Origin of the sequence: Litorisediminicola beolgyonensis (assembly GCF_042679605.1) — a bacterium.
GTDB classification, from domain to species: domain Bacteria; phylum Pseudomonadota; class Alphaproteobacteria; order Rhodobacterales; family Rhodobacteraceae; genus Litorisediminicola; species Litorisediminicola beolgyonensis.
In genome coordinates, this window is sequence record NZ_JBHTMU010000039.1 from 13,922 (window position 1) to 34,873 (window position 20,952).

A 20,952-nucleotide genomic window follows, 5' to 3' on the forward strand; every position below is an offset into this window, starting at 1 on the left:
CGCGTCCCGACCGGTCGCGGGTGCGACCGGGCGACCGAATACGGCACTGGCGACATGATAACGGCCAGGCCCATCGACAGGGATAAGTGATATGAGCGACAATCCTTCACAGGGTGGCGGCGTTGGAACCAATTCGGGCGGCCTCAGCCAGGGCGAGCTCGACGATCTTGTCGCCTCCTCGGACACCGGCGGGCGATCCCCGCAAGGTGCGGTGGGCATCCTCATCCTCGTTGTGGCGCTGTCGTGGTCGCTGTTCCAGCTCTGGATTGCCTCGCCGATCCCCTTCATTCTCGGCTTCGGGGTGTTCAACGACACCGAGGCCCGTGCCTTCCACCTCGCCTTCGCGATCTTCCTCGGCTTCATGGCCTTCCCGGCCGCGCGCACACCGGTGCAGCTCGTGCTGGGGATCGCCGTTCCGGCCTTCCTGACCTTCCTCTTCTGGCTCGGAGCCGAGCCGGGCAATGGCTGGTGGATCTGGCTGGTCGGCGCGGCGGTGATCGCCTGTGTCGTGCTCGGATCGCCCAAGGATCGCGTGCCGCCCTGGGAATGGGCGATGGCGCTGATCGGTGCCGCGACCGCGCTTTATATCTATTTCGCCTATGAGGGCATCGCCAACCGGGTCGGAGCGCCGATCACGCAGGACCTTGTCGTCGGCGTCGTGGGTCTTCTCCTGCTTCTCGAGGCCACGCGCCGCTCGCTCGGGCCGGCGCTGACCATCGTGGCGACGGTCTTCCTGGGCTACACGTTCCTCGGGCCATACATGCCGCAGCTCATCGCGCACTCGGCCAAGTCGCTCGGCGTCGTGATCAACCACCAATGGATCACCACCGAGGGTGTCTTCGGCATCGCGCTCGGCGTCTCGACGAGCTTCGTGTTCCTCTTCGTGCTCTTCGGCTCGCTTCTCGATAAGGCGGGCGCGGGCAACTACTTCATCCAGGTCGCGTTCTCGCTCATGGGCCACATGCGCGGCGGACCAGCCAAGGCCGCCGTCGTCTCCTCGGCGATGACCGGCCTGATCTCGGGCTCGTCGATCGCCAACGTGGTGACCACCGGCACCTTCACCATCCCGCTGATGAAGAAGGTGGGCTTCAACTCCGAGAAGGCGGGCGCGGTCGAGGTGGCCTCGTCGGTCAACGGCCAGATCATGCCGCCGGTCATGGGGGCCGCGGCCTTCCTGATGGTCGAATATGTCGGCATTCCCTATTTCGACGTGGTCAAGCACGCCTTCCTTCCGGCGGTGATCTCCTACATCGCGCTCGTCTACATCGTGCATCTCGAGGCGATGAAGCAGGGCATGGAGGGTCTTCCGCGCGCCTACACGCCGAAGCCCATCGTCCAGCGCCTGATCGGCATGGCCTTCTTCGTGATCGTGCTCTGCGCGCTGTCCTTCGGCGTCTATTACGGCATGGGCTGGATCCGCACGCTCTTCCCGGACACCGCGGGCTACATCATCTTCGTGCTCCTGGTGGCGGTCTATATCGGGCTTCTCAAGGTCGCCTCGAAAGAGGAAATCCCGTCGCTCGAAACCGACAGCGACGCCCAGCAGACGCTGCCCCTGCCGGGACCGACCGTGCGCTCGGGCCTGCACTTCATCCTGCCGGTCGTCGTGCTCGTCTGGGCGCTGATGGTCGACCGCCTCTCGCCGGGTCTCTCGGCCTTCTGGGCGGCGGCGTTCATGATCTTCATCCTGATCACCCAGCGTCCGCTCCTCGCGATCATGCGCTCGAGCGGCAATATGGGCGACGAGGTCCGCGGCGGCTTCCTCGACCTGATCGACGGTCTCGTGACCGGCGCGCGCAACATGATCGGCATCGGCATCGCCACGGCGACCGCCGGTATCATCGTGGGCGCGGTCAGCCAGACCGGCGTCGGCTCGGCGCTGGCGGATGTGGTCGAGGTGCTCTCGGGCGGCAATATCCTGGCCATCCTGTTCCTGACCGCCATCCTGTCGCTGATCCTCGGTATGGGCCTGCCCACCACCGCGAACTACATCGTGGTCTCGGCGCTTCTGGCCCCGGTGATCGTGACGCTCGGCCAGCAGAACGGCCTGATCGTGCCGCTGATCGCGGTGCACCTCTTCGTCTTCTACTTCGGCATCATGGCCGACGTGACGCCTCCGGTGGGCCTCGCGAGCTTCGCGGCGGCGGCGGTGTCGGGCGGGGATCCGATCAAGACGGGGGCCGTGGCGTTCTTCTACAGCCTCAGGACCGCGGCGCTGCCCTTCCTCTTCATCTTCAACACCCAGCTTCTTTTGATCGATGTGGGATGGGTGCAGGGCATCTTCGTCTTCGTGATCGCGACCATCGCCATGCTCCTGTTCGCGGCGGCGACGCAGGGCTGGTTCCTCGCGAAGAACCGCTTCTACGAGTCGATCGCGCTTCTGCTCATCGCCTTCACCCTGTTCCGTCCGGGCTTCTGGATGGACATGGTGGCACCGCCCTACAACGCGGTGGCGCCGACCGAGATCGCGCAGGCGGCCGAGAACACGCCCGAGGGCGAGCCGCTCCGGCTGCGCGTCTCCGGCGTGAACGAGATCGGCGAACCGCTTGAGTTCACGGCACTTCTGCCCTTGGGCGAGGGCGCGACGGGCGACGAGCGGCTGGAGAACGCGGGTCTTCTCTTCCGCGAAGAGGGCGACAGCCTGATCATCGACGACGTGGCCTTCGACAGCCCGGCGCAGAATGCCGGTCTCGATTGGGACCAGGAGATCCTGCGCGTGCTCGAGCCGCAGAGCCAGCCGTCGAAATATCTCATGTTCATCCCGGCCTTCCTGCTCCTGGCGCTCATCGTCTGGATGCAGAAGGGGCGGGCGGCGAAGACCGCACGGACCCGCGCCACCGCATGAACCTGACAAGGCCACATAGCGGATCCATGCCGCTCTGTGGCGGATCGGCCACGGCAGGTGCCCAGTTTTCAGGCACTTGCACGTGGTCCGGTCACGCTATCGGGAGAGAGTGTTTTAACTCCTCCGGGAAGGGATTAGAGACATGCCTCCAAGGCTCTCCGTCGACGGTGCGTCCGCGACGGGGACTCCTCACAGGAGACTTCTCGACATGACCCCTTTCGCCATTGCCGGCGTGCAAATGTACGTCAATCCGCTCGAATCGAACGTGGACGCGATGATCCACCGACTCGACGTGTTGCTGGCCCGGTTCCCTTGGACCCAGATGGTGCTCTTCTCCGAGCTCGCGCCCTTCGGCCCGCTCGATCGCTTCGCGCTGCCGGAGCACAACGAGGCGCTGGAGAAATTCCAGATCGCCGCGCGGCGCAACAAGGTCTGGCTGGTGCCGGGCTCGATGTTCATCAAGGATGAGCACGGCGCCATCCGGAACACGTCTTTCGTGATCAACCCCGAGGGCGAGATCGTTGCGAAATACGCCAAGATGTTCCCGTTCCGGCCCTACGAGTCGGGCATCACCGCGGGCACCGAGTTCTGCGTCTTCGACGTGCCCGAGGTCGGCCGCTTCGGCCTGTCCATCTGCTACGATATCTGGTTCCCCGAGACCACGCGTCAGCTCACCTCCATGGGGGTAGAGGTGCTGTTGCATCCGGTTCTGACGGGCACCACCGACCGCGATGCGGAGCTGTCCATCGCGCGCGCCACCGCGGCGCAGTTCCAGTGCTACGTCTTCGACGTGAACGGCCTGGGATCGGGCGGGGTGGGCAAGTCCTGCGTCGTCGATCCGTCGGCCACGGTCCTGCATCAATGCGCGGGCCAGGAGGACATGTTCCCGATCGAGATCGATCTCGACATGGTCCGCCGCCAGCGCGAGACCGGGATGAAGGGCCTGGGCCAGGTGCTCAAGTCCTTCCGCGACCGCGAAGCCGATTTCCCGGTCTATGACCGGCAATCGGGCGCGGACAGCTACCTGCAGACGCTCGGGCCGCTCGAGATGCCCCGGCAGGGCTCGCGCAAGGGCCTGCACGTGGACACCGTGAGCGGTGCGCCCGACAGCACCGTGCCGCCCGCGGCCAACAGCTATCATGCCGAGGCTTCCTCGCCGGTCGAACTGGTGGGCTTGCCGGGCAAAGTTTCCAGCGGCTGACGCCGGAGCGTGTCTCGCCCCGCCATCCCGGCGGGGCGGATGACGTGACTTCGGCGCGGCCGCCCTGATCAGGGAGGACGACAATGGAGTCCGTCAACGAATACTACTCGGCGATCCAGCTCAGATCGGATCGCTGGTCGGCTTTGCGAGAAGCCGCCGATGCGCTCTGCCGCGCCACCAACGAGCGCGAGAAGATCAAGCTCCGGCAAAAATCCCAGGCGCTGTTCGACAGCCTTGCGGTGATCGAGCCCTACTGGGCGTTCCCGGGCATGCACACCTTCGATTACCTGCGGCGGCTCTTCGAGCATGGCAGCTTCGAGGACCTTGCCTATTCCGTGCACCGGGTGATGCGGGCGCTCACCACCGGCGCCTATCGCCGCCGCCACATCCCCATCGACCGCGACTCGACCGAGATCGACGAGAACGATGACGAGGCGATGCTGACGCCCGAGGCGCGGGCGCTGACCAAGCCGTATTTCGAGGTCCTGATCGTCGATGACGTCAACGAGCAGCAGGAACGCTGGCTCAAGACGAACATGCACAAGATGCGCCGCGAGGAGGATCCCTTCCATTACGAGGCGGTCGTGGTGGCCTCGCTCGAGGACGCGCTGATCGCGGTGCTCTTCAACCACAACATCCAGGCGATGGTGGTGCGCCCCGGTCTCAACCTGCGCTCCGAGATGAACATGCCGCTTCTGAAGCGCTATCTCGCGGGTGCCGGCGGTCAGGAAGAGTTCCGCGATATCGAACCGCAGAACTATGGCCCCGAGCTCTGCCGCCTGGTGGCGCGGGTGCGCCCCGAACTCGACGCCTATCTCGTGACCGAGCGCTCGGTCGAGGATATCGCGGGTCTCGATCTGGGGATCTGCCGTCGGGTCTTCTACAACCAGGAAGACTTCATGGAGCTTCACCTGAACATCCTCCGGGGCGTTCAGGCGCGCTACAAGACGCCGTTCTTCACCGCGCTCAAGAACTACTCCAAGCAGCCCACGGGCGTGTTCCACGCCATGCCGATCAGCCGCGGCAAGTCGATCACGCGGTCGCACTGGATCCAGGACATGGGAGCGTTCTACGGGCCGAACATCTTCCTGGCCGAGACCTCGGCCACCTCGGGCGGTCTCGACAGCCTTCTGGAGCCGCACGGCCCCATCAAGGAAGCGCAGGAGCTGGCGGCGCGGGCCTTCGGCTCGAAACAGACCTTCTTCGCGACGAACGGCACCTCGACCTGTAACAAGATCGTCGTGCAAGCCCTTGTCCGACCGGGCGATATCGTGCTCGTCGACCGCGACTGCCACAAATCGCATCATTACGGCATGGTGCTCGCGGGGGCGCAGGTCAGCTATCTCGACAGCTATCCGCTCAACGAATACTCGATGTACGGCGCGGTCCCGATCCACGAGATCAAGGAGCGGCTTCTCCAGTACAAGCGCGAGGGCAAGCTCGACCGGGTGCGGATGCTCCTTCTGACGAACTGCACCTTCGACGGCATCGTCTACAACGTCGAACGGGTGATGGAGGAATGTCTCGCCATCAAGCCCGACCTCATCTTCCTCTGGGACGAGGCGTGGTTCGGCTTTGCGCGGTTCAACCCGACGTATCGTCACCGGACGGCGATGAACGCGGCCAATACTCTGCGCGCCAAGCTCAAGACCGACGAGCATCGCGCCGCCTGGGAAAAGCAGAAGGCCAAGCTCGAGGATGCGGACGACGAGAAGCTCGTGAAGACGCGGCTTCTGCCTCCGCCGACGGCGCGGGTGCGGGTCTATGCCTGTCAGTCGACGCACAAGACGCTTACCGCGCTCCGGCAGGGCTCGATGATCCATGTTAACGACCAGGATTTCAAAGGCCAGGTCGAGCAATCGTTCCACGAAGCCTACATGACCCACACCTCGACCTCGCCGAACTACCAGATCATCGCGTCGCTCGATGTCGGGCGGCGGCAGGTCGAGCTCGAGGGCTACGAGTTCGTCCAGCGCCAGATCGAGGCGGCGATGTCGATGCGGCGGGCCATCGGGACCCATCCGCTTCTGCAGAAATACTTCAAGGTGCTGACCGCGGGCGACATGATCCCCGACAAGCACCGCGACAGCAACGTGACCGCCTATTACGACGCCGAACAGGGCTGGGCCGAGATCTGGGATGCCTGGGAGCGCGACGAGTTCGTGCTGGACGCCACGCGGGTCACGCTCGCGGTCGGGGGAACCGGGTGGGACGGCGACACGTTCAAGAACCAGGTGCTGATGGACCGCTACGGCATCCAGATCAACAAGACCTCGCGCAACACCGTGCTGTTCATGACGAATATCGGCACGACCCGCAGCTCGGTCGCTTACCTGATCGAGGTGCTGGTGGAGATCGCGAAATCGCTCGACGACCTGAATGACGATGCCTCCAAGATGGAGCGCATGGCGTTCGACCGGCGGGTGAAGAGCCTGATGGAGGACCTGCCGCCGCTGCCGGACTTCTCGCGGTTCCACGACGCGTTCCGCTTCGATCCGGGCACGCCCGAGGGCGATATCCGCTCGGCCTTCTTCCTCGCCTATGACGAAGATGCCTGCGATTACCTCGAGATCGGCGATGCGCTGCAGAAGCGGCTCGAAGGGGGGGAAGAGATCGTCTCGGCGTCCTTCATCATCCCCTATCCGCCGGGCTTCCCTATCCTCGTGCCGGGGCAGTTGATCTCCAAGGAGATCCTCGCCTTCATGCGGGCGCTCGATGTGAACGAAATCCACGGCTACCGGCCTGACCTGGGCCTCCGGGTCTTCACGCCCGAAAGCCTCGCGAAACTAGCCGATCAGCAACCGAAACAAGCTGCAGAATAACTCAGGGAGATCCGACCATGGCCAAGCCACTCAAGAACATTTCCGAGATCCGCCGGTTCTTCCACCGTAACGAAGACCCGGTCTATTTCGTCTCGGCCACGAACTTCAACCTTCTGGGCATCGACGAATGGTGTAAGAACTTCAAGTATATCAACTACATCGACTGCTATGACGGCAAGCACCCGAACGTGTTCTGCCCCTCCGAGCAGCCCCATGCCGAGTTCCAGTCGATCGAGGACATCAACAACTACCTCCTCCAGCACAAGGAGGTGATCGACTACATCAAGCGCCGCGGCGGCAAGCCGAAGTTTGTGTTCCTGATGTTCGACGAGGAAACCGAGCGTCTGGCCAAGGAGCTGGGCGGCGAGGTCTGGTTCCCCAAGGCCAAGCTTCGGACGAACATGGACAACAAGATCGAGACCGTGCGGATCGGCAACAAGGCCGACGTGCCCTCGGTCCCGAACGCGCTGTCGGAGATCAAGGATTACGAGCACCTCAAGAAGGTCTGCGAGGAGAACGACCTCGGCAACGACCTGGTGCTGCAATCGGCCTTCGGCGACTCGGGCCACACCACCTTCTTCATCAAGTCCGAGGCCGATTTCCGCCGCCACGAGCACGAGATCGTCGGCGAGGGCGAGATCAAGGTGATGAAGCGCATCGACTGCCGCGGTTCGGCGATCGAGGCCTGCGCCACCGATGCCGGCACCATCGTCGGCCCGCTGATGACCGAGCTTGTCGGCTTCAAGGAGCTGACGCCCTATCGCGGCGGCTGGTGCGGCAACGAGATCCTCTCGACCGCCTTCCCGCCGAAGGTTCGCGAGAAGGCGCGCGATCTGACCTTCAAGTTCGGCGAGCAGCTGCGAAAGGAAGGCTATCGCGGCTATTTCGAGCTCGACTTCCTGATCGACAAGAAGACCGGCGATCTCTGGCTGGGCGAGCTGAACCCGCGGATCACCGGGGCGTCCTCGATGACGAACCACGCGGCCTTCGCCCATGCCGACGCGCCGCTCTTCCTCTTCCACCTGCTCGAGTTCTCGAAGAAGAAGTTCAACCTCGATGTCGATGAGCTGAACGCCCGCTGGGCGGATTCGGACAATATCGACAGCTGGTCGCAGATGGTGATCAAGCACACCGACGACAATGTCGATATCTGCGCCGAAGCGCCGCCGACCGGCATCTACAAGATGCTCGAGGATGGACGGGTGGTCTTCGACCGCTTCGACTATCACCGCCGCGCGGTCGAGAGTGAGAACGAGGCCTTCTTCCTGCGGATCATCCGTCCGGGCGATTACCGGTACGAGGGCGCCGATCTCGGCATCCTGGTGACGCGCGGCCGGTCGATGACCAAGAGCTTCCAGCTCAACGAGCGGGCCAAGAAGTGGATCCACGGCATCAAGTCCGCGGTTTCGGGCAAGCCGCTGCCCGTGGCCGAAGCCGGACCGGCGCTGGCCGATCCCGCCTTCAAGATCATGTAAGTCAAGCGAGGGGCCAGGTGGTCGTCTGGCGTGCCATAGCCGAAAACGCGCCCGGCCCGAAATGGGCCGGGCTGTTCCATGAATACTGGCCAGCCTACCGCAAATGGTGGCTCCGGGCCGGCGAAGAGGCGCGTCCGACCTACCGGCAGAGTCGTCGCGCGCTGCAGACCCACATGCCGGAAATCGTCGATCTCTATGACGAGCTCTGCGAGCTGGCGGGCGGGGGCGATCACGCCGCGCGTTTCCTCAGCTTCTACGAGCCGCCGCCTTATCTCTCGGGCTGTTCCCAGGCGGTCTGGCCCGGGCGCGAGCCGGTGATGGTGCGGAATTACGACTACAACCCGAACGCCTTCGACAGCCTCGTGCTCAAGACGCGCTGGCAGGGACGCGGCGTGATCGGTGTGTCCGACGGGCTCTGGGGGCTGGTCGACGGGATGAACGATGCCGGGCTCGCGGTGTCGCTGACCTTTGGCGGACGCCGGGTCGTGGGCGACGGGTTCGGCGTGCCGATCATCCTGCGCTACGTGCTCCAGACCTGCGAGACCACCGAGGAGGCGGGCGAGGCTCTGAGCCGCATTCCGACGCATATGAGCTACAACGTCACCGTTCTCGACAAGGAGCGGCGCTACCTGACGGCGATGCTGTCACCGGATCGGGACGCGATCCTGACCCGCGCGGCGGTCGCGACGAACCACCAGGAAAACGTCGAGTGGATCAGCCATGCGCGCTTTACCGCGACGGTCGAGCGCGAGCGGTTCCTGTTGCAGCGCCTGACGCTGCACCGCGATCCCGAGGACAAATTCATCGCCGCCTTCCTGAAACCGCCGCTCTATTCGACAGCCTTCCACCACGGGTTCGGAACGCTCTACACTGCGGTTTACCGGCCCCGCAAAGGCCAGATCGAGATCCGTTGGCCGGGCACGGTCTGGAGCCACAGCTTCCGCAAGTTCGAAGAGGGCGCGCGGCATGTGGAGGTTCCGGGCGCTGCCTGAGCGGCGCGCGGGACAAGCGGTCCCCGCTTCGGGGCCAGGAGGGCACGGGACAGATCCGGTGCCGCACCCGCGCCGCGTCAGACGCGGCAGATCGAAGGGAGAGGGGTCATGTCACATATCTTTCCGCGCCACACCAAGGCGCATCTGCCCGTGGTGGCTGGCGGCGAGGGCTGCTACCTGATCGACACCGATGGCAAGCGCTATCTCGACGGATCGGGCGGCGCGGCGGTGTCCTGTCTGGGCCATGGCGATCACGCGGTGATCGAGGCGGTCAAGGCGCAGATGGACCGGATCGCCTTTGCCCATACGAGCTTTCTGACCTCCGAGCCCGCCGAGAAGCTTGCCGATCTCCTGATCGAACACGCGCCCGGCACGCTCGACCGGGTCTACCTGGTCTCGGGCGGCTCCGAGGCGGCGGAGGCCGCGATCAAGCTCGCGCGGCAGTACCATGTCGAGAAGGGTGAGACGCAGCGCGGCCACCTGATCGCGCGCAAGCAAAGCTATCACGGCAACACCATCGGCGCGCTCTCGGCGGGCGGCAATGAATGGCGCCGCCAGCAGTTCGGACCGCTGCTGCTGCAGATGTCCCACATCGACCCCTGCTACGAGTATCGCTACCGCGAGGATGGCGAGAGCCTCGAGGCGTATGGCAGGCGCTCCGCCGATGCGCTGGAAGAGGAAATCCTGCGGGTCGGACCCGAGAAGGTCATGGCCTTCATGGCCGAGCCGGTCGTGGGCGCGACCGCAGGCGCGGTGCCGCCCGCGCCGGGCTATTTCAAGCGCATCCGCGAGATCTGTGATAAGTACGGCGTGCTCCTGATCCTCGACGAGGTCATGTGCGGGATGGGCCGGACGGGCAGCCTCTATGCCTGCGAACAGGACGGGGTCGCGCCGGACATCCTCTGCATCGCGAAGGGTCTCGGCGCGGGCTACCAGCCCATCGGCGCGATGCTCTGCACCGCCGAGATCTACTCGGCCATCGAGAGCGGCTCGGGCTTCTTCCAGCACGGCCACACCTATGTCGGCCACCCCGCCGCCGCCGCCGCGGGGCTTGCGGTGGTGGGCGCGATGATCGAGCGCGAGCTGATCCCGCGGGTCCAGACCCAGGGCGAGGCTCTGATGGAGAAGCTGCGCGAGCGCTTCGGCCAGCATCCGAATGTCGGCGATCTGCGCGGCCGTGGGCTCTTCCGGGGGATCGAGCTGGTGGCCGACCGCGAGACCAAGGCGCCGTTCCCGCCCGAGAAGAAGCTCGCGGCGACGATCAAGAAGAAGGCCTTCGAGGCCGGGCTCATCTGCTACCCGATGTCGGGCACCATCGACGGCAAGCTCGGCGATCACATTCTGCTCGCGCCGCCTTTCATCATCGAGGACGCGCAGCTCGACGAGCTGGTCGACAAGCTGGAGACGGGGATCGAGGCCGGATTGGCGTCCTGAGATCTCCCAGAAATGGTCCCAATCCGGGACCGATCTTGCCGCGCTCTGAGGCGAGGGTCCGAGGAAACAGAATGTTTCCGGACGAAGGACTCTCTCTCTCATGGCTCCGTTCTATTGCGTCGAGACTGCAGAAAGCGTCACCGAGCTGCTCGCTCTGACCGAGGATTGGGAAAAACTCGAAGCCCGCGATCCCGAGGCGAGCGTCTTTGTAAGCCATGACTGGCTTGCCCCTGTTCTGATCAATCACGAAGGCCGCTGGCGCGTCTATCTCGTGCGCCGGGGCGTCGAACCCGTGGCGCTCTTGCCGGTGGTGCTGCGCACCGTCTGGTGCCGCGAGGCCAAGCGCCTCCGGACCCGGATCGACAGCGCCGGCGTCTTGGCCGGGGTGCCGACAGGCCTTCTGGTCGACCCCCGCCATGCCGAGGGCGCGCTCGAGGCGCTGGGCCATGCGCTGCGCGCGCGGCCCTGGGCCGAGCTGCGCCTGTCGGGGCTGAGCGCCGAGCGCGCCGATGCCCTGGGCGCCGATCTTCTTGGCGCCGGGACCGCGACCTCCGCCGCGCCCGAGGCGGCGCTGGCCGTGCCGCTGCCCGAGACCTACGAGGATTTCGTCAAGACCCGCTTCTCGTCCTCCACCCGCTTCGAGATCCGCGGCTATACCCGCCGCGAGCTGCGCAGCTGCGGCTGGCAGCTTGTCTTCTCGACCGAGGACACGCTGGAGCGGGATATCGACCGGCTTCTCTCCAAGCATCTCAAGGCCTGGGCCGTGCGCGATGGCGCGACGGCGGCGCATGAGCGGGGCGAGGAGATGCGCCACCTTCTGCGCCGGGCCTTCTCGGAGGACGCGCTGGCGCTGATCGTCCTCAAGCGCGGCGACGAGGTCATCGCCTCGGCCGCGCATCTGGTGGACCGCGCCGGGGGCGAGATGCGGGCGGTGCTTCTGGATACCGCGCCGGGCGACACCGCGACGCTCTTCCTGACCGCCATGTCGATTGCCTGGGGCATCGAGCAGGGGCTCGCGCATTACCGCTTCAATAATGAGGACAGCTCGTGGTGCGAGCGCTTCGGGGCAGAGCCCGTGGGCCTGCACGGGCTCGAGGTCACGCGGCGCCTTCAGACCGAGGAGGCCGGGTTCGACCGTCCCGGGCTGGCGCGGACGCCGCTGCCCGCAACGCGCAACGGCGGGAGCCCGCTTTACGCCTGATCCCGCGCGACCATCCGGCGCGCGACGTCGATCATCCGGGCCGAGAAGCCCCATTCGTTGTCATACCAGCCGAACACCCTTAGCTGATGCGCGCCCACCACCTGCGTCTCGGGCAGCGCGATCACGAGGCTTTCCGGCCGCGCCCTGAGATCGGTCGAGACCGTCGCGTCCTCGGTCGCGCCCAGGACCGGCGAGGCCGCCGCGAGCGTGCGCAGGAAGCCTTCGACATCCGAGGGCAGGGCGCGTTTCAGGTGCAGCACCGCGTCGATGGCCGAGACCGAGATCACCGGCACCCGCACCGCCGCGCCGCTCACGCGGCCCGCGATCTGCGGCAGGACGTGATCGACGAGCCGCGTGGCCGAGGTTGTCGTCGGCACCATCGACACCGCGCCCGCGCGCGACCGCGCGAGATCGCCGCGCGGCGCGTCGACCATCGGCTGGCTGCCGGTGTAGCAATGGATCGTGGTGGAATGGCCCGACGCGATGCCCAAGGCGTCGTCGATGGCGCGCAAAAGCGGGGCGAGCGCGTTGGTGGTGCAGGACGCGTTCGACACGATCCGGGCAGTGCCTAGCGTCTCGTCATTGGCGCCGAGCACGATGGTCCGCTCGGCCTCGGGGCAGGGACCGGAGATCAGCACGTTTTTCGCCCCCGCCGAGAGGCCCCGGGCGGCCTGCGCGCGGGTGTGTATCGTGCCGGTGCAATCCATGACCAGGTCGATGCCGCTCAGGTCGAGCGCGCCCAAGTCCGGCTCCTGCGTGAAGGGGATCGAGCGGCCGTCGAGCGCGAGCGCACCGATCTCGGCCTCGACCTTTCCGGGATAGGGGCCGAAGACCGAATCGTAGCGGAAGAGATAGGCGCAGGTCTCGATCGGCGCGATGTCATTCAGGAGCGCCACCTCGATATCGGCGCAGTCGGCCCGCGTCAGAACCTGCCGCAGGACCGTGCGTCCGATCCGTCCGAAGCCGTTGAGGGCAATGCGCATTCCGTTCTCCCGCCGAGATCGGCGCGACGCTGGCGCAGACGCGCCCCGCATGCAAGCGGGACGCTTGGACTAATCGCGGGGCCTTGGGCCTCAGGCGACGTTTTCGAGCTTCGCCTCGGGCGTGACGCCAAGCGCGAAACAGATGTCGCGGGTCAGCTCGGGGCGGTTCAGCGTGTAGAAATGCAGCTTGTCGACGCCGCCGTCGATCAGCTTCGAGCAGAGCTCGGTCGCCAGCACCGTGGCCAGAAGATCGCTGCGGCCGTCGCGCTCGGCGGTCTCGAAGGCGTCGATCACCCAGGCGGGGATCTTGGTGCCGCAGGACTCGGCGAAGCGGCGCGCGCCCTTCCAGTTCTCGATCGGCAGGATGCCGGGCACGATGGGCTTGTCGATCCCGGCCTTCTCGCAGGCATCGCGGAAGCGGAAGAAGGTGTCGGCCTCGAAGAAGAACTGGGTCAGGGCCTCGTCCGCACCGGCGTCGAACTTGCGCTTTAGATACTCGACATCTGCGGTCTCGGTGGGCGCCTCGGGATGGGTGTCGGGATAGGCGCCGACGCGGATGGTGAAATCGCCGGTCTCCTTGAGCGCCTCGATGAGCTCGCAGGAATTGGCGAAGCCGCCGGGCGTCGGGGTGAAGCGGTCCGCGCCCTTGGGCGGGTCGCCGCGGAGCGCCACGATGTCGGTCACGCCGACCTCGGCGAAGCCGCGCGCGATGGACAGCGTCTCGTCGCGGGTGGCGTTCACGCAGGTCAGGTGCGCCGCCGTCCGGAGGCCGGAATGCTTGTGGATGGTCGCGACCGCGTCGCGGGTCAGCTCGCGCGTGGTGCCGCCGGCGCCGTAGGTCACCGACACGAAGCGCGGGGCGAGCGGGGCCAGAACCTGAACGGTGTCCCACAGCCGGAACGACCCTTCGAGATTTTTCGGCGGGAAGAATTCAAAAGAGATCTCGGGGCGGGCCATGCTCGTATTCCTCGTTGACGTGCTGTCTTGTGTCATACCGGGGTTCGTGAGACAAACTCATAATTCTCAAGAACAACATGAGCCGAACACCGGGATGCATATCGAGTTCCGCCATCTCCGCACCATCAAGGCGATCCACGAAGCGGGCGGGCTGGCGCGCGCGGCCGACCAGCTCAACATCACCCAGAGCGCGCTCAGCCACCAGATCAAGGGGCTGGAAGAGCAGGCGGGGGTGGAGCTTTTCGTGCGCCGCTCGAAGCCGATGAAGCTCTCGCCCGCGGGGCAGCGGCTCTTGCGGCTGGCCGAACAGGTGCTGCCGCAGGTCGAGGCGCTCTCGGCCGAGTTCGAGGGGCTCCGGAAGGGCGTCTCGGGGCGGATGCATATCGCCATCGAGTGCCATGCCTGTTTCGAATGGCTCTTCCCGGTGCTCGAGGCCTTCCGCAAGAGCTGGCCAGATGTCGATGTCGATATCCGCCCCGGTCTCGCCTTCGACGCGCTGCCCGCGCTTCTGAAGGAAGAGGTCGACCTGGTGGTCTCGTCCGATCCCGAGGATCTGCCGGGCGTCACCTTTACCGAGCTCTTCGATTACAACCCGGTCTTCGTCGCGGCCTCGTCGCATCCCCTGGCGCAGAAACCCTTCGTCGAGGCCGAGGATTTTCGCGGCCAGACGCTCATCACCTACCCGGTGGAGCGCTCTCGGCTCGATGTCTTCAGCCAGCTTCTGACGCCCGCCAAGGTCGAGCCCGCCGCGGTCCGGCAGGTCGAGCTGACGGCGGTGATCCTGCTTCTGGTCGCCTCGAATCGCGGCGTCGCGGTGCTGCCCGACTGGGTGGTGCGGGAAGTGAAATACAATTCCGACTATGTCACCCGCCCGCTGACCCGCGACGGCATCACGCGACGGCTCTATGCCGCCACGCGCGAGGCGGATATCGAGAAGGGCTATGTGACCGAGCTGATCGCCCTGGCGCGCCGTGAGGCGGTCAAGCTGCAGCGGGCCTGATCTGGCTCAGAGCGGCTTGAGATCGGCGGCCATCTGGCGGCCGTCCCTGCCTTCGCGCAGCTCGTAGCTGATCTTCTGGTTGTCGGCGAGCCCGGTCAATCCGGACCGTTCGACGGCGGAGATATGGACGAAAACGTCCTTTCCGCCATCCTCTGGGGCGATGAATCCGTAGCCTTTGGTGGTGTTAAACCATTTCACGGTGCCGGTCGGCATGTCCCGTGTCTCCTTCTGTCTGTCGTTTGGCCCTAATGCGTGGGCCGTCCTGTCAAATTCGCGTCCCCAAGAAGGTGCGCGCCGGACGCGGGAGACGCGCCGCGGGCGTCCCGGCCTGATGACCGAAGATCACGATCCCGAGTCTTGCACGGAACCCGTAAAAAGCAAGAAAAAGCAGTGTGGGCGTTGGCTCGGCGCCGCGCGACACCTGAAGGAAGGGAAAGAATGATGCGTCTTTACGGTCTGAAGACCTGCGACACCTGCCGAAAAGCGCTCAAGGCGCTGCCCGATGCGACGCTGGTGGATGTCCGCGCCGAGGGCGTGCCGGAGGACGTGCTCGCCACCGCGCTCGAGCGGTTCGGCGAGCGGCTCGTCAACACCCGCTCGACGACTTGGCGGGGCCTGAGCGAGGAGGAGCGGAAGGGCGCGCCCGAAGACCTCCTCCGGGCGCATCCGGCGCTGATGAAGCGGCCGCTGATCGTCGATGGCGAGGCGATGTATCTCGGCTGGGACAAGGCTACCATCGCCGCGCTCGCCTCCTGATCAGGCGCTGACGGCCCGCGCCCCGGCGCGGGCGTCGAGCCGGGCGAGGCCTGCGTCGAGCGACAGCGCGCCCGCGCCCTTCACCGCGATGATGACGAGCGCCAGCATCCAGAAGGCCCGCTGGTCGAGGATCACGCCGTCGGGCGCGCGGTCGAACCAGGCGCCCAGCGTCTCGGCATGGGCGATGCCGCCATGGCCGTAGAGATCGACATAGCTCTGCACCGCGACAAAGCCGATCATGCCGAGCGCGGCGGGGCGGGCGAGAAGGCCAAGGACGATCAGCGCGGGCAGGAGGAACTCGGCCCAGGTTCCGGCCACGGCAAAGGCCCAGTGATGAAGCCCGAGCTGGCTGGAATCATAGCCGACGGCTTCGAACGCTTTGGGGAAGATCTGCGCGTAGGCCCCGGTCGAGGGGGAGAGGAACCCGAAGAGCCCGTCGCCAAGCTTGGTTTTGGCCGAGGCCCAGAAATAGGTCAGGAGCGTCGCCGCAAAGACCGCGCGGGCGAGAAGCGGCAGCCATTGGTCGCGGCGGTCGGCGGGGGTGAAAAGCAGGCTGTGGATCATCTCGGGATCTCCGGCAGGTGGATATGGGCAAGCGCGCTCTCGGACATCAAAAGCCCGAGCACCGCGGCCAGGTCGAACCCGTCGCCCGCGGCTTCGAGCGCCGCGCCGAAGGGCGCGTGGCCGAGCGTCTCGATGAACGCCGCGCCGCCCTCGGGCAGCACATGCGGGACCGGGTCGAACTGGCGGCGCAGGATCAGGATGTCCTCGCCGCCACCTTGTGGCGTGGGCGTGCCGGGCGTGGTGGCGAAGCGGTGGATCTGGGTGACGGGATAGCGCGAGCGCAGAAGCACCGCCGAGGGCGCGAGGATCAGCCGCGTCGCGGCAAGCTGCGCTTCGTCGAGACCGGCGAGACGCGCGGGATCGGCGGGGCTGTGATCGGCGGCGTGGTAGCTCTGGCGCAGCGCCAGTTCGAGCCGCGCGACATCCGCGAGATAGGGCAGATGCGCGAGCTGCGGCAGGGTGCCGAGAAAGGCCGGAAGACCCGCGCCGTACTGTGCGAGGATCGGCGAGCCAGGCGGTTCGGCGCGCAGATAGAGCCCGGCGACGCGGGCGAAGTTCTCGTCGCCGAGGAGGCTCTTGAGCGCCGGGAAACCGGTCTCCAGCGCCTCGGTCAGCGAGACCGCGATATTGTTGCGATAGACCGAGAAACGCCGTCCGGCGGGACGGCCCGCGCCGTCGCGAAGCCCCTCGGGCACCGGCTCGGCGGCGTCGAAGAGCGCCCGGGTGAAGAGCGCCTGGGTCATGCCGCGGCCTTGAGGCCGGAGAGCGCCGCCTCGGCGCGCGCGGCTTCGTCCCGAAGGGTGGCGAAGGCGGGCACGTCGGTGTCCCACTCGATCAGCACGGGCCGCGCGCCGGAGCGGGCCAGCGTGACATCCAGAAGCGCCCAGACCGGGTCCGCGACCTCGCGCCCGTGGCTGTCGATCAGGAGCGGCGCGCCGTGGTCATCCTCGTCCTCGTCATTGCCGCCGAGATGGATCTCGCCGACGCGGTCGAGCGGGAAGGCCTCGATATAGCCCTGCGGCGAGAAACCGAGATTGGTGGCCGAGACGAAGACGTTGTTCACGTCGAGAAGCAGGCCGCAGCCGGTGCGGCGGGCGATCTCGGCCAGGAACTCGGGCTCGGCCCAGGTGCTCTCGGCGAAGGCGAGGTAGCTCGACGGGTTCTCGAGGAGCATCGGGCGGCCGAGCCTGTCCTGCACCTCGTCGATATGGTCGGCGATGCGGGTCAGGGTCGCGTGGGTATAGGGCAGGGGGAGGAGGTCGTTCAGAAAGGCGCTCTCATGGGTCGACCAGGCGAGATGCTCGGAAAAGCTCGCGGGCGACAGCCAGTCGCAAAGCGTCTTGAGGCGATTGAGATGGTCGGGGTCGAGCCGCCCCTCGCCTCCGATGGAGAGACCGACGCCGTGGACCGAGACGGGGAAGCGCTCGGCCAAGGCGCGGAGCTGGGCCAGGGGGCGGCCCCCGGCGCCCATGTAGTTCTCGGCATGGATCTCGATCCAGGAGACGGGGCCCGGAGCCTCGGCCAGCTCGGCGAAATGGGCGGATTTGAAGCCGATGCCGGGAGCGAGAGGCAGGGTCTGGCGGGGCGCGTGCATGGGCTCGGGTCTCCTTGGGGCAACGGTCTGGATCGGGGGCGGGCGGGTCCGCAGGGATCGGACCCGCCCGGGGCTGGCCTTACGCCGGGAGATCGCGCTCGAGCGCTTCGAGAGAGCCTTCGCGCGGCGTGCCGTCGGCCATGTCGGGAAGGTCGATCTCGGTGCAGGTGCCGGCCTCGACGAGGGTCCAGGCATTGCCCTGGTAGTCGACCTTGGAGGTGCCGGCGCAGGTGGTGCCGGGGCCGGCGGCGCAGTCGTTCTCACCGGCGAGCGAGACGCCGAAGCATTTTTCCTGCTCCTGCGCGGTGGCGGCATGGGCGGTGAAGGAGGCGGCGAGGGCGCCCACCAGGGCGGCGGTCTTGAGGGTGTTCGACATGGAATCTCATCCTTTGAAACTGGGTGTCACTGGGTCGGAGGCGGCAGTGCCACCGAACATCCCAAGCCTGACCCCTGCGACAGATTGGCGCTACTCACAGGCCCGTGCCTCACGCGCCGCTGACCGCCTGTCAGCCTGCCGTGAGAGGATGAGGGGGTGAATTTTCAATGCGTGTCAGTGTGTTGCGCGTCTTAAATGTGACCCGAAAATGATGGATATGTAACCGGGAGCAGGGTTCCAGCGCTGGAATGTTACAGGCGGCGGTTGTGCGGCGCTGGTCCCTGCCGAGGGGGCAGGCGGAATTGTTACAATTTCCGTGAGGCTGCGGAGGCTGTCCGCGAAGGGCTTGATTTCGCACGGGACCGGGCGCAGATTTTCCTCATGAGCCTCGTTCCCCCGATGAGCCCGGCCGCTGCGCCGGAGAGCGTGATGTTCCACCGGACGGAGCTGGGCGAGATCCTCTCGATCTACGGACGGATGGTCGCCGCCGGGGAATGGCGCGATTACGGCATCTCGGCGCTGCGCGACGTGGCGGTGTTTTCCGTCTTTCGCCGCGCCGCCGAACACCCCGTCTACCGGATCGAGAAGCGTCCCAAGCTGCGCGCGCGGCAGGGCCAATACGCGGTGATCGGCATGGACGGGCAGGTGCTGAAGCGCGGCCATGATCTGAGGAGCGTCTTGCGGGTCTTCGAGCGCAAGCTCATCCGGGCGGTGGAGTAGGGCGCCTCTGCCGGACCTCGCGCCTGCGTCGGCGGCGAGAGGCGTATTTTCGGAAAAGAAGAAGCTGTGGGGGCTGGGCGTCAGTCGAGCCGGGCGCGCCGTGTCGGGCGTCCGTCGCCCTGGGCCTCGATCCGGGCGATGGCGTCCGAGAGGGACTCAAAGGCGACGGCCATGTGGAAGGTATTGGCGTGGAGGAGCCTGTCCGGCGCCGCGATCCAGCCGACATGGCCTTTCCAGAAGATCAGGTCGCCGCGCCGGAGGGGGGTGTCCTCGGGCAGGGTCGTGCCGAGCGCGGCCTCCTGCAGGTCGCTGTCGCCGGGACAGGTCCGTCCGCAGGCGTCGAGGCCCGCGAAGATCAGGCCCGAGCAGTCGATGCCGAAGCTCGAATTGCCGCCCCAGAGATAGGGCGTGCCGAGATAGCGCTCGGCCACCGTGACCGGATCGGTCTCGGGCGCGTGCGCCAGGTGGGCGGTCGGGACCCAGCCGAGCTCGGTCTCGGTGAAGCGGGTCTCGGTGGTCCCGGTCGCGAGCGCGGCGCCGTGGGGCAGGGCCAGCGCCTCGCGCCGTTTGAAATCGGGCGCGGCGTAGACATGGGTGGCGCGGTTCGCGACGCGGGCGTCTGGGGCGCTGCGGTCGGTGGCGGGGCGGAGCGCGCTTTCCGGGCTCCAGCCGACATAGCCTATGGCGGGCGCGCGGAGGAAGGCGAAGGGGCCGTCGCGGTCGATGAGCTCGACCGCGGTGCCGTAGACGAGCTGGCGGTCGCGGGCGCCGCCGGGCGCGCGACAGAGATCGATGAGCGGGGTCGCCACGTAATGCGGCTCGGGATCGACCGGGGTCAGGCCGGGATGGTGGAGGGCGGCGTCGCGCGCGACCGCCCGCGCGGTGGCCGGGGTCGTGCGCGGATCGCTCACAGACCGAGCACGCGGGGCAGCGCCGCGAGGATCGCGCGGGGGCCCTGCATCAGCCCGCCCTTGGCGCGGCCCGGCGCGGCCGAGGGTTGCCAGGCATAGATGTCGAAATGCGCGTAGCGCGGGGCCTCGGTCACGAAGCGGCGCAGGAAGAGCGCGGCGGTGATCGAGCCCGCGAACCCGCCCGAGGGGGCGTTGTCGAGATCGGCGATGCCGGGCTCGATCATCGCCTCGTAGGGCGCGTGGAAGGGCATGCGCCAGAGCGGGTCGGCGGCGGGACCGGCGGCCTCCATCAATGCCGCGGCGAGGGGCTCGTCATCGGTGTAGAAGGGGGCGAGGTCCGGTCCGACCGCGACGCGGGCGGCGCCGGTCAGCGTCGCCATCGAGAGGATAAGGTCGGTCTCCTCCTCGTCGGCCAGCGCCAGCGCGTCGGCGAGGACGAGACGGCCCTCGGCATCGGTGTTGTTGATCTCGACGGTCAGGCCCTTGCGCGACGTCAGGATGTCGCCGGGGCGGAAGCTGGCGCCGGAGACGGCGTTCTCGACCGCCGGGACCAGGAGGCGGAGGCGGCAGGCCAGACCCTCGGCCATGATCATCTGCGCGAGCCCGATGGTGTTGGCGGCGCCGCCCATGTCCTTCTTCATCAGGCCCATGGAGCTTCCGGGCTTGAGGTTGAGGCCGCCGGTGTCGAAGCAGACGCCCTTGCCGACCAGCGTGATCCGCGGGCCGCTGCTGCCCCAACGCATGTCGATGAGCCGCGGCGCCTGCGCGGCGGCGCGTCCCACCGCGTGGATCATCGGCAGGTTGCGGGCCAGGAGCTCCTCGCCTTTGCGGACGGTGATCTCGGCGCCGAACTCCTGCGCGAGATCGCGGATCGCGGTCTCAAGCGCGTCGGGCCCCATGTCGGAGGCGGGCGTGTTGACCAGATCGCGGGTCAGCGCCTCGGCGCGGGCCTGGCGTTCGATCCGCGCGGCGTCGACGCGCTCAGGCGCGGTGAGCGCCGGGGTCGTGGGCGGCTCGCCGCGGTAGCGGTTGAAGCTGTAGCCCGCGAGGAGCCAGCCGAGCGCCTCGGTCGCGGCGGCGGCATCGGGCAGGTCCGAGGCGATGCGGTAGGTGCCGGGGGC

General features: G+C 66.9%; 19 protein-coding genes. 10 read left to right on the forward strand and 9 right to left on the reverse strand.

Features of this window, described 5'->3' with window-relative positions; genetic code table 11:
* Nucleotides 1–91 precede the first annotated feature (91 nt).
* The 7 genes from ACFQ4E_RS16965 (at nucleotide 92) to ACFQ4E_RS16995 (ending at nucleotide 11,970) form a co-directional block, all read left to right on the forward strand.
* Nucleotides 92–2,845, forward strand: coding sequence for a TRAP transporter permease (locus ACFQ4E_RS16965; protein WP_386805667.1), 2,754 nt, complete (start codon nucleotides 92–94; stop codon nucleotides 2,843–2,845).
* Between the two features lie 208 nt (nucleotides 2,846–3,053).
* A complete protein-coding gene (locus ACFQ4E_RS16970; RefSeq protein WP_386805669.1) occupies nucleotides 3,054–4,046 on the forward strand; it encodes a carbon-nitrogen hydrolase family protein in 993 nt (330 codons plus the stop codon).
* Nucleotides 4,047–4,129: 83 nt separating this feature from the next.
* Nucleotides 4,130–6,868 (forward strand): aminotransferase class I/II-fold pyridoxal phosphate-dependent enzyme, encoded by a 2,739-nt coding sequence (locus ACFQ4E_RS16975; RefSeq protein ID WP_386805670.1) that lies wholly within the window; start codon nucleotides 4,130–4,132, stop codon nucleotides 6,866–6,868.
* Complete coding sequence (locus ACFQ4E_RS16980) at nucleotides 6,865–8,343, forward strand: biotin carboxylase (protein WP_386805696.1); 1,479 nt, start codon at nucleotides 6,865–6,867, stop codon at nucleotides 8,341–8,343. The genes ACFQ4E_RS16975 and ACFQ4E_RS16980 overlap by 4 nt, the downstream gene beginning before the upstream one ends.
* Before the next feature lie 17 nt (nucleotides 8,344–8,360).
* Nucleotides 8,361–9,335 carry a C45 family autoproteolytic acyltransferase/hydolase gene (locus tag ACFQ4E_RS16985; protein ID WP_386805671.1) on the forward strand — a complete coding sequence of 325 codons (975 nt, stop codon included), beginning with the start codon at nucleotides 8,361–8,363 and terminating at the stop codon, nucleotides 9,333–9,335.
* A 108-nt stretch (nucleotides 9,336–9,443) separates the two neighbouring features.
* Nucleotides 9,444–10,769: an aspartate aminotransferase family protein gene (locus ACFQ4E_RS16990; RefSeq protein ID WP_386805673.1), complete on the forward strand. Its 1,326-nt coding sequence runs from the start codon at nucleotides 9,444–9,446 to the stop codon at nucleotides 10,767–10,769.
* A gap of 100 nt (nucleotides 10,770–10,869) precedes the next feature.
* Nucleotides 10,870–11,970, forward strand: a complete 1,101-nt coding sequence (locus ACFQ4E_RS16995) for a GNAT family N-acetyltransferase (RefSeq protein WP_386805675.1) — start codon at nucleotides 10,870–10,872, stop codon at nucleotides 11,968–11,970.
* Here ACFQ4E_RS16995 and ACFQ4E_RS17000 read toward each other — a convergent pair.
* Together ACFQ4E_RS17000 and metF are read right to left on the reverse strand one after the other, a co-directional pair.
* Nucleotides 11,961–12,953, reverse strand: a complete 993-nt coding sequence (locus tag ACFQ4E_RS17000; RefSeq protein WP_386805676.1) for a type I glyceraldehyde-3-phosphate dehydrogenase — start codon at nucleotides 12,951–12,953, stop codon at nucleotides 11,961–11,963. The genes ACFQ4E_RS16995 and ACFQ4E_RS17000 overlap by 10 nt on opposite strands.
* Nucleotides 12,954–13,043: 90 nt before the next feature.
* On the reverse strand, nucleotides 13,044–13,910 hold the full coding sequence (gene metF, locus ACFQ4E_RS17005) for a methylenetetrahydrofolate reductase [NAD(P)H] (protein WP_386805678.1): 867 nt from the start codon (nucleotides 13,908–13,910) through the stop codon (nucleotides 13,044–13,046).
* A gap of 94 nt (nucleotides 13,911–14,004) precedes the next feature.
* Between metF and ACFQ4E_RS17010 the strand changes: the two genes are divergently transcribed.
* Complete coding sequence (locus tag ACFQ4E_RS17010; protein ID WP_386805679.1) at nucleotides 14,005–14,910, forward strand: LysR family transcriptional regulator; 906 nt, start codon at nucleotides 14,005–14,007, stop codon at nucleotides 14,908–14,910.
* Nucleotides 14,911–14,916: 6 nt separating this feature from the next.
* Here the strand turns inward: ACFQ4E_RS17010 and ACFQ4E_RS17015 are convergent, their stop codons facing one another.
* A complete protein-coding gene (locus tag ACFQ4E_RS17015; protein WP_386805682.1) occupies nucleotides 14,917–15,123 on the reverse strand; it encodes a cold-shock protein in 207 nt (68 codons plus the stop codon).
* Nucleotides 15,124–15,351: 228 nt separating this feature from the next.
* Between ACFQ4E_RS17015 and ACFQ4E_RS17020 the strand changes: the two genes are divergently transcribed.
* Complete coding sequence (locus tag ACFQ4E_RS17020; protein WP_386805698.1) at nucleotides 15,352–15,666, forward strand: arsenate reductase family protein; 315 nt, start codon at nucleotides 15,352–15,354, stop codon at nucleotides 15,664–15,666.
* Here the strand turns inward: ACFQ4E_RS17020 and ACFQ4E_RS17025 are convergent, their stop codons facing one another.
* The 4 genes from ACFQ4E_RS17025 to ACFQ4E_RS17040 all read right to left on the reverse strand — a co-directional run bounded on the left by ACFQ4E_RS17025 (nucleotide 15,667) and on the right by ACFQ4E_RS17040 (nucleotide 18,200).
* Nucleotides 15,667–16,230 carry a DoxX family protein gene (locus ACFQ4E_RS17025; RefSeq protein WP_386805683.1) on the reverse strand — a complete coding sequence of 188 codons (564 nt, stop codon included), beginning with the start codon at nucleotides 16,228–16,230 and terminating at the stop codon, nucleotides 15,667–15,669.
* Nucleotides 16,227–16,973, reverse strand: coding sequence for an HvfC/BufC family peptide modification chaperone (locus ACFQ4E_RS17030; RefSeq protein WP_386805684.1), 747 nt, complete (start codon nucleotides 16,971–16,973; stop codon nucleotides 16,227–16,229). The genes ACFQ4E_RS17025 and ACFQ4E_RS17030 overlap by 4 nt, the downstream gene beginning before the upstream one ends.
* Nucleotides 16,970–17,824, reverse strand: a complete 855-nt coding sequence (gene bufB / locus ACFQ4E_RS17035; RefSeq protein WP_386805686.1) for an MNIO family bufferin maturase — start codon at nucleotides 17,822–17,824, stop codon at nucleotides 16,970–16,972. Before bufB ends, ACFQ4E_RS17030 begins: the two co-directional genes overlap by 4 nt.
* A gap of 79 nt (nucleotides 17,825–17,903) precedes the next feature.
* Nucleotides 17,904–18,200 (reverse strand): BufA1 family periplasmic bufferin-type metallophore, encoded by a 297-nt coding sequence (locus ACFQ4E_RS17040; protein WP_386805688.1) that lies wholly within the window; start codon nucleotides 18,198–18,200, stop codon nucleotides 17,904–17,906.
* 381 nt (nucleotides 18,201–18,581) lie between these two features.
* Between ACFQ4E_RS17040 and ACFQ4E_RS17045 the strand changes: the two genes are divergently transcribed.
* Nucleotides 18,582–18,920: a DUF2794 domain-containing protein gene (locus tag ACFQ4E_RS17045; protein ID WP_386805690.1), complete on the forward strand. Its 339-nt coding sequence runs from the start codon at nucleotides 18,582–18,584 to the stop codon at nucleotides 18,918–18,920.
* An 80-nt stretch (nucleotides 18,921–19,000) separates the two neighbouring features.
* On the opposite strand, the gene ACFQ4E_RS17050 is transcribed toward ACFQ4E_RS17045, so the two are convergent.
* Both ACFQ4E_RS17050 and ACFQ4E_RS17055 read right to left on the reverse strand, forming a co-directional pair.
* On the reverse strand, nucleotides 19,001–19,831 hold the full coding sequence (locus tag ACFQ4E_RS17050) for a C40 family peptidase (RefSeq protein WP_386805692.1): 831 nt from the start codon (nucleotides 19,829–19,831) through the stop codon (nucleotides 19,001–19,003).
* The coding region (locus ACFQ4E_RS17055; RefSeq protein WP_386805694.1) for a leucyl aminopeptidase family protein at nucleotides 19,828–20,952 on the reverse strand (1,125 nt) is incomplete at its 5' end. The genes ACFQ4E_RS17050 and ACFQ4E_RS17055, both read right to left, overlap by 4 nt.

Excerpts from the sequence above, each read along its gene's own strand:
- ACFQ4E_RS16965 (WP_386805667.1), top strand. The coding sequence starts at position 92 with ATGAGCGACAATCCTTCACAGGGTGGCGGCGTTGGAACCAATTCGGGC.
- ACFQ4E_RS16970 (WP_386805669.1), top strand. The coding sequence starts at position 3,054 with ATGACCCCTTTCGCCATTGCCGGCGTGCAAATGTACGTCAATCCGCTC.
- ACFQ4E_RS16975 (WP_386805670.1), top strand. The coding sequence starts at position 4,130 with ATGGAGTCCGTCAACGAATACTACTCGGCGATCCAGCTCAGATCGGAT.
- ACFQ4E_RS16990 (WP_386805673.1), top strand. The coding sequence starts at position 9,444 with ATGTCACATATCTTTCCGCGCCACACCAAGGCGCATCTGCCCGTGGTG.
- ACFQ4E_RS16995 (WP_386805675.1), top strand. The coding sequence starts at position 10,870 with ATGGCTCCGTTCTATTGCGTCGAGACTGCAGAAAGCGTCACCGAGCTG.
- ACFQ4E_RS17000 (WP_386805676.1), bottom strand. The coding sequence starts at position 12,953 with ATGCGCATTGCCCTCAACGGCTTCGGACGGATCGGACGCACGGTCCTG.
- metF (WP_386805678.1), bottom strand. The coding sequence starts at position 13,910 with ATGGCCCGCCCCGAGATCTCTTTTGAATTCTTCCCGCCGAAAAATCTC.
- ACFQ4E_RS17010 (WP_386805679.1), top strand. The coding sequence starts at position 14,005 with ATGCATATCGAGTTCCGCCATCTCCGCACCATCAAGGCGATCCACGAA.
- ACFQ4E_RS17015 (WP_386805682.1), bottom strand. The coding sequence starts at position 15,123 with ATGCCGACCGGCACCGTGAAATGGTTTAACACCACCAAAGGCTACGGA.
- ACFQ4E_RS17020 (WP_386805698.1), top strand. The coding sequence starts at position 15,352 with ATGCGTCTTTACGGTCTGAAGACCTGCGACACCTGCCGAAAAGCGCTC.
- ACFQ4E_RS17025 (WP_386805683.1), bottom strand. The coding sequence starts at position 16,230 with ATGATCCACAGCCTGCTTTTCACCCCCGCCGACCGCCGCGACCAATGG.
- ACFQ4E_RS17030 (WP_386805684.1), bottom strand. The coding sequence starts at position 16,973 with ATGACCCAGGCGCTCTTCACCCGGGCGCTCTTCGACGCCGCCGAGCCG.
- bufB (WP_386805686.1), bottom strand. The coding sequence starts at position 17,824 with ATGCACGCGCCCCGCCAGACCCTGCCTCTCGCTCCCGGCATCGGCTTC.
- ACFQ4E_RS17040 (WP_386805688.1), bottom strand. The coding sequence starts at position 18,200 with ATGTCGAACACCCTCAAGACCGCCGCCCTGGTGGGCGCCCTCGCCGCC.
- ACFQ4E_RS17045 (WP_386805690.1), top strand. The coding sequence starts at position 18,582 with ATGAGCCTCGTTCCCCCGATGAGCCCGGCCGCTGCGCCGGAGAGCGTG.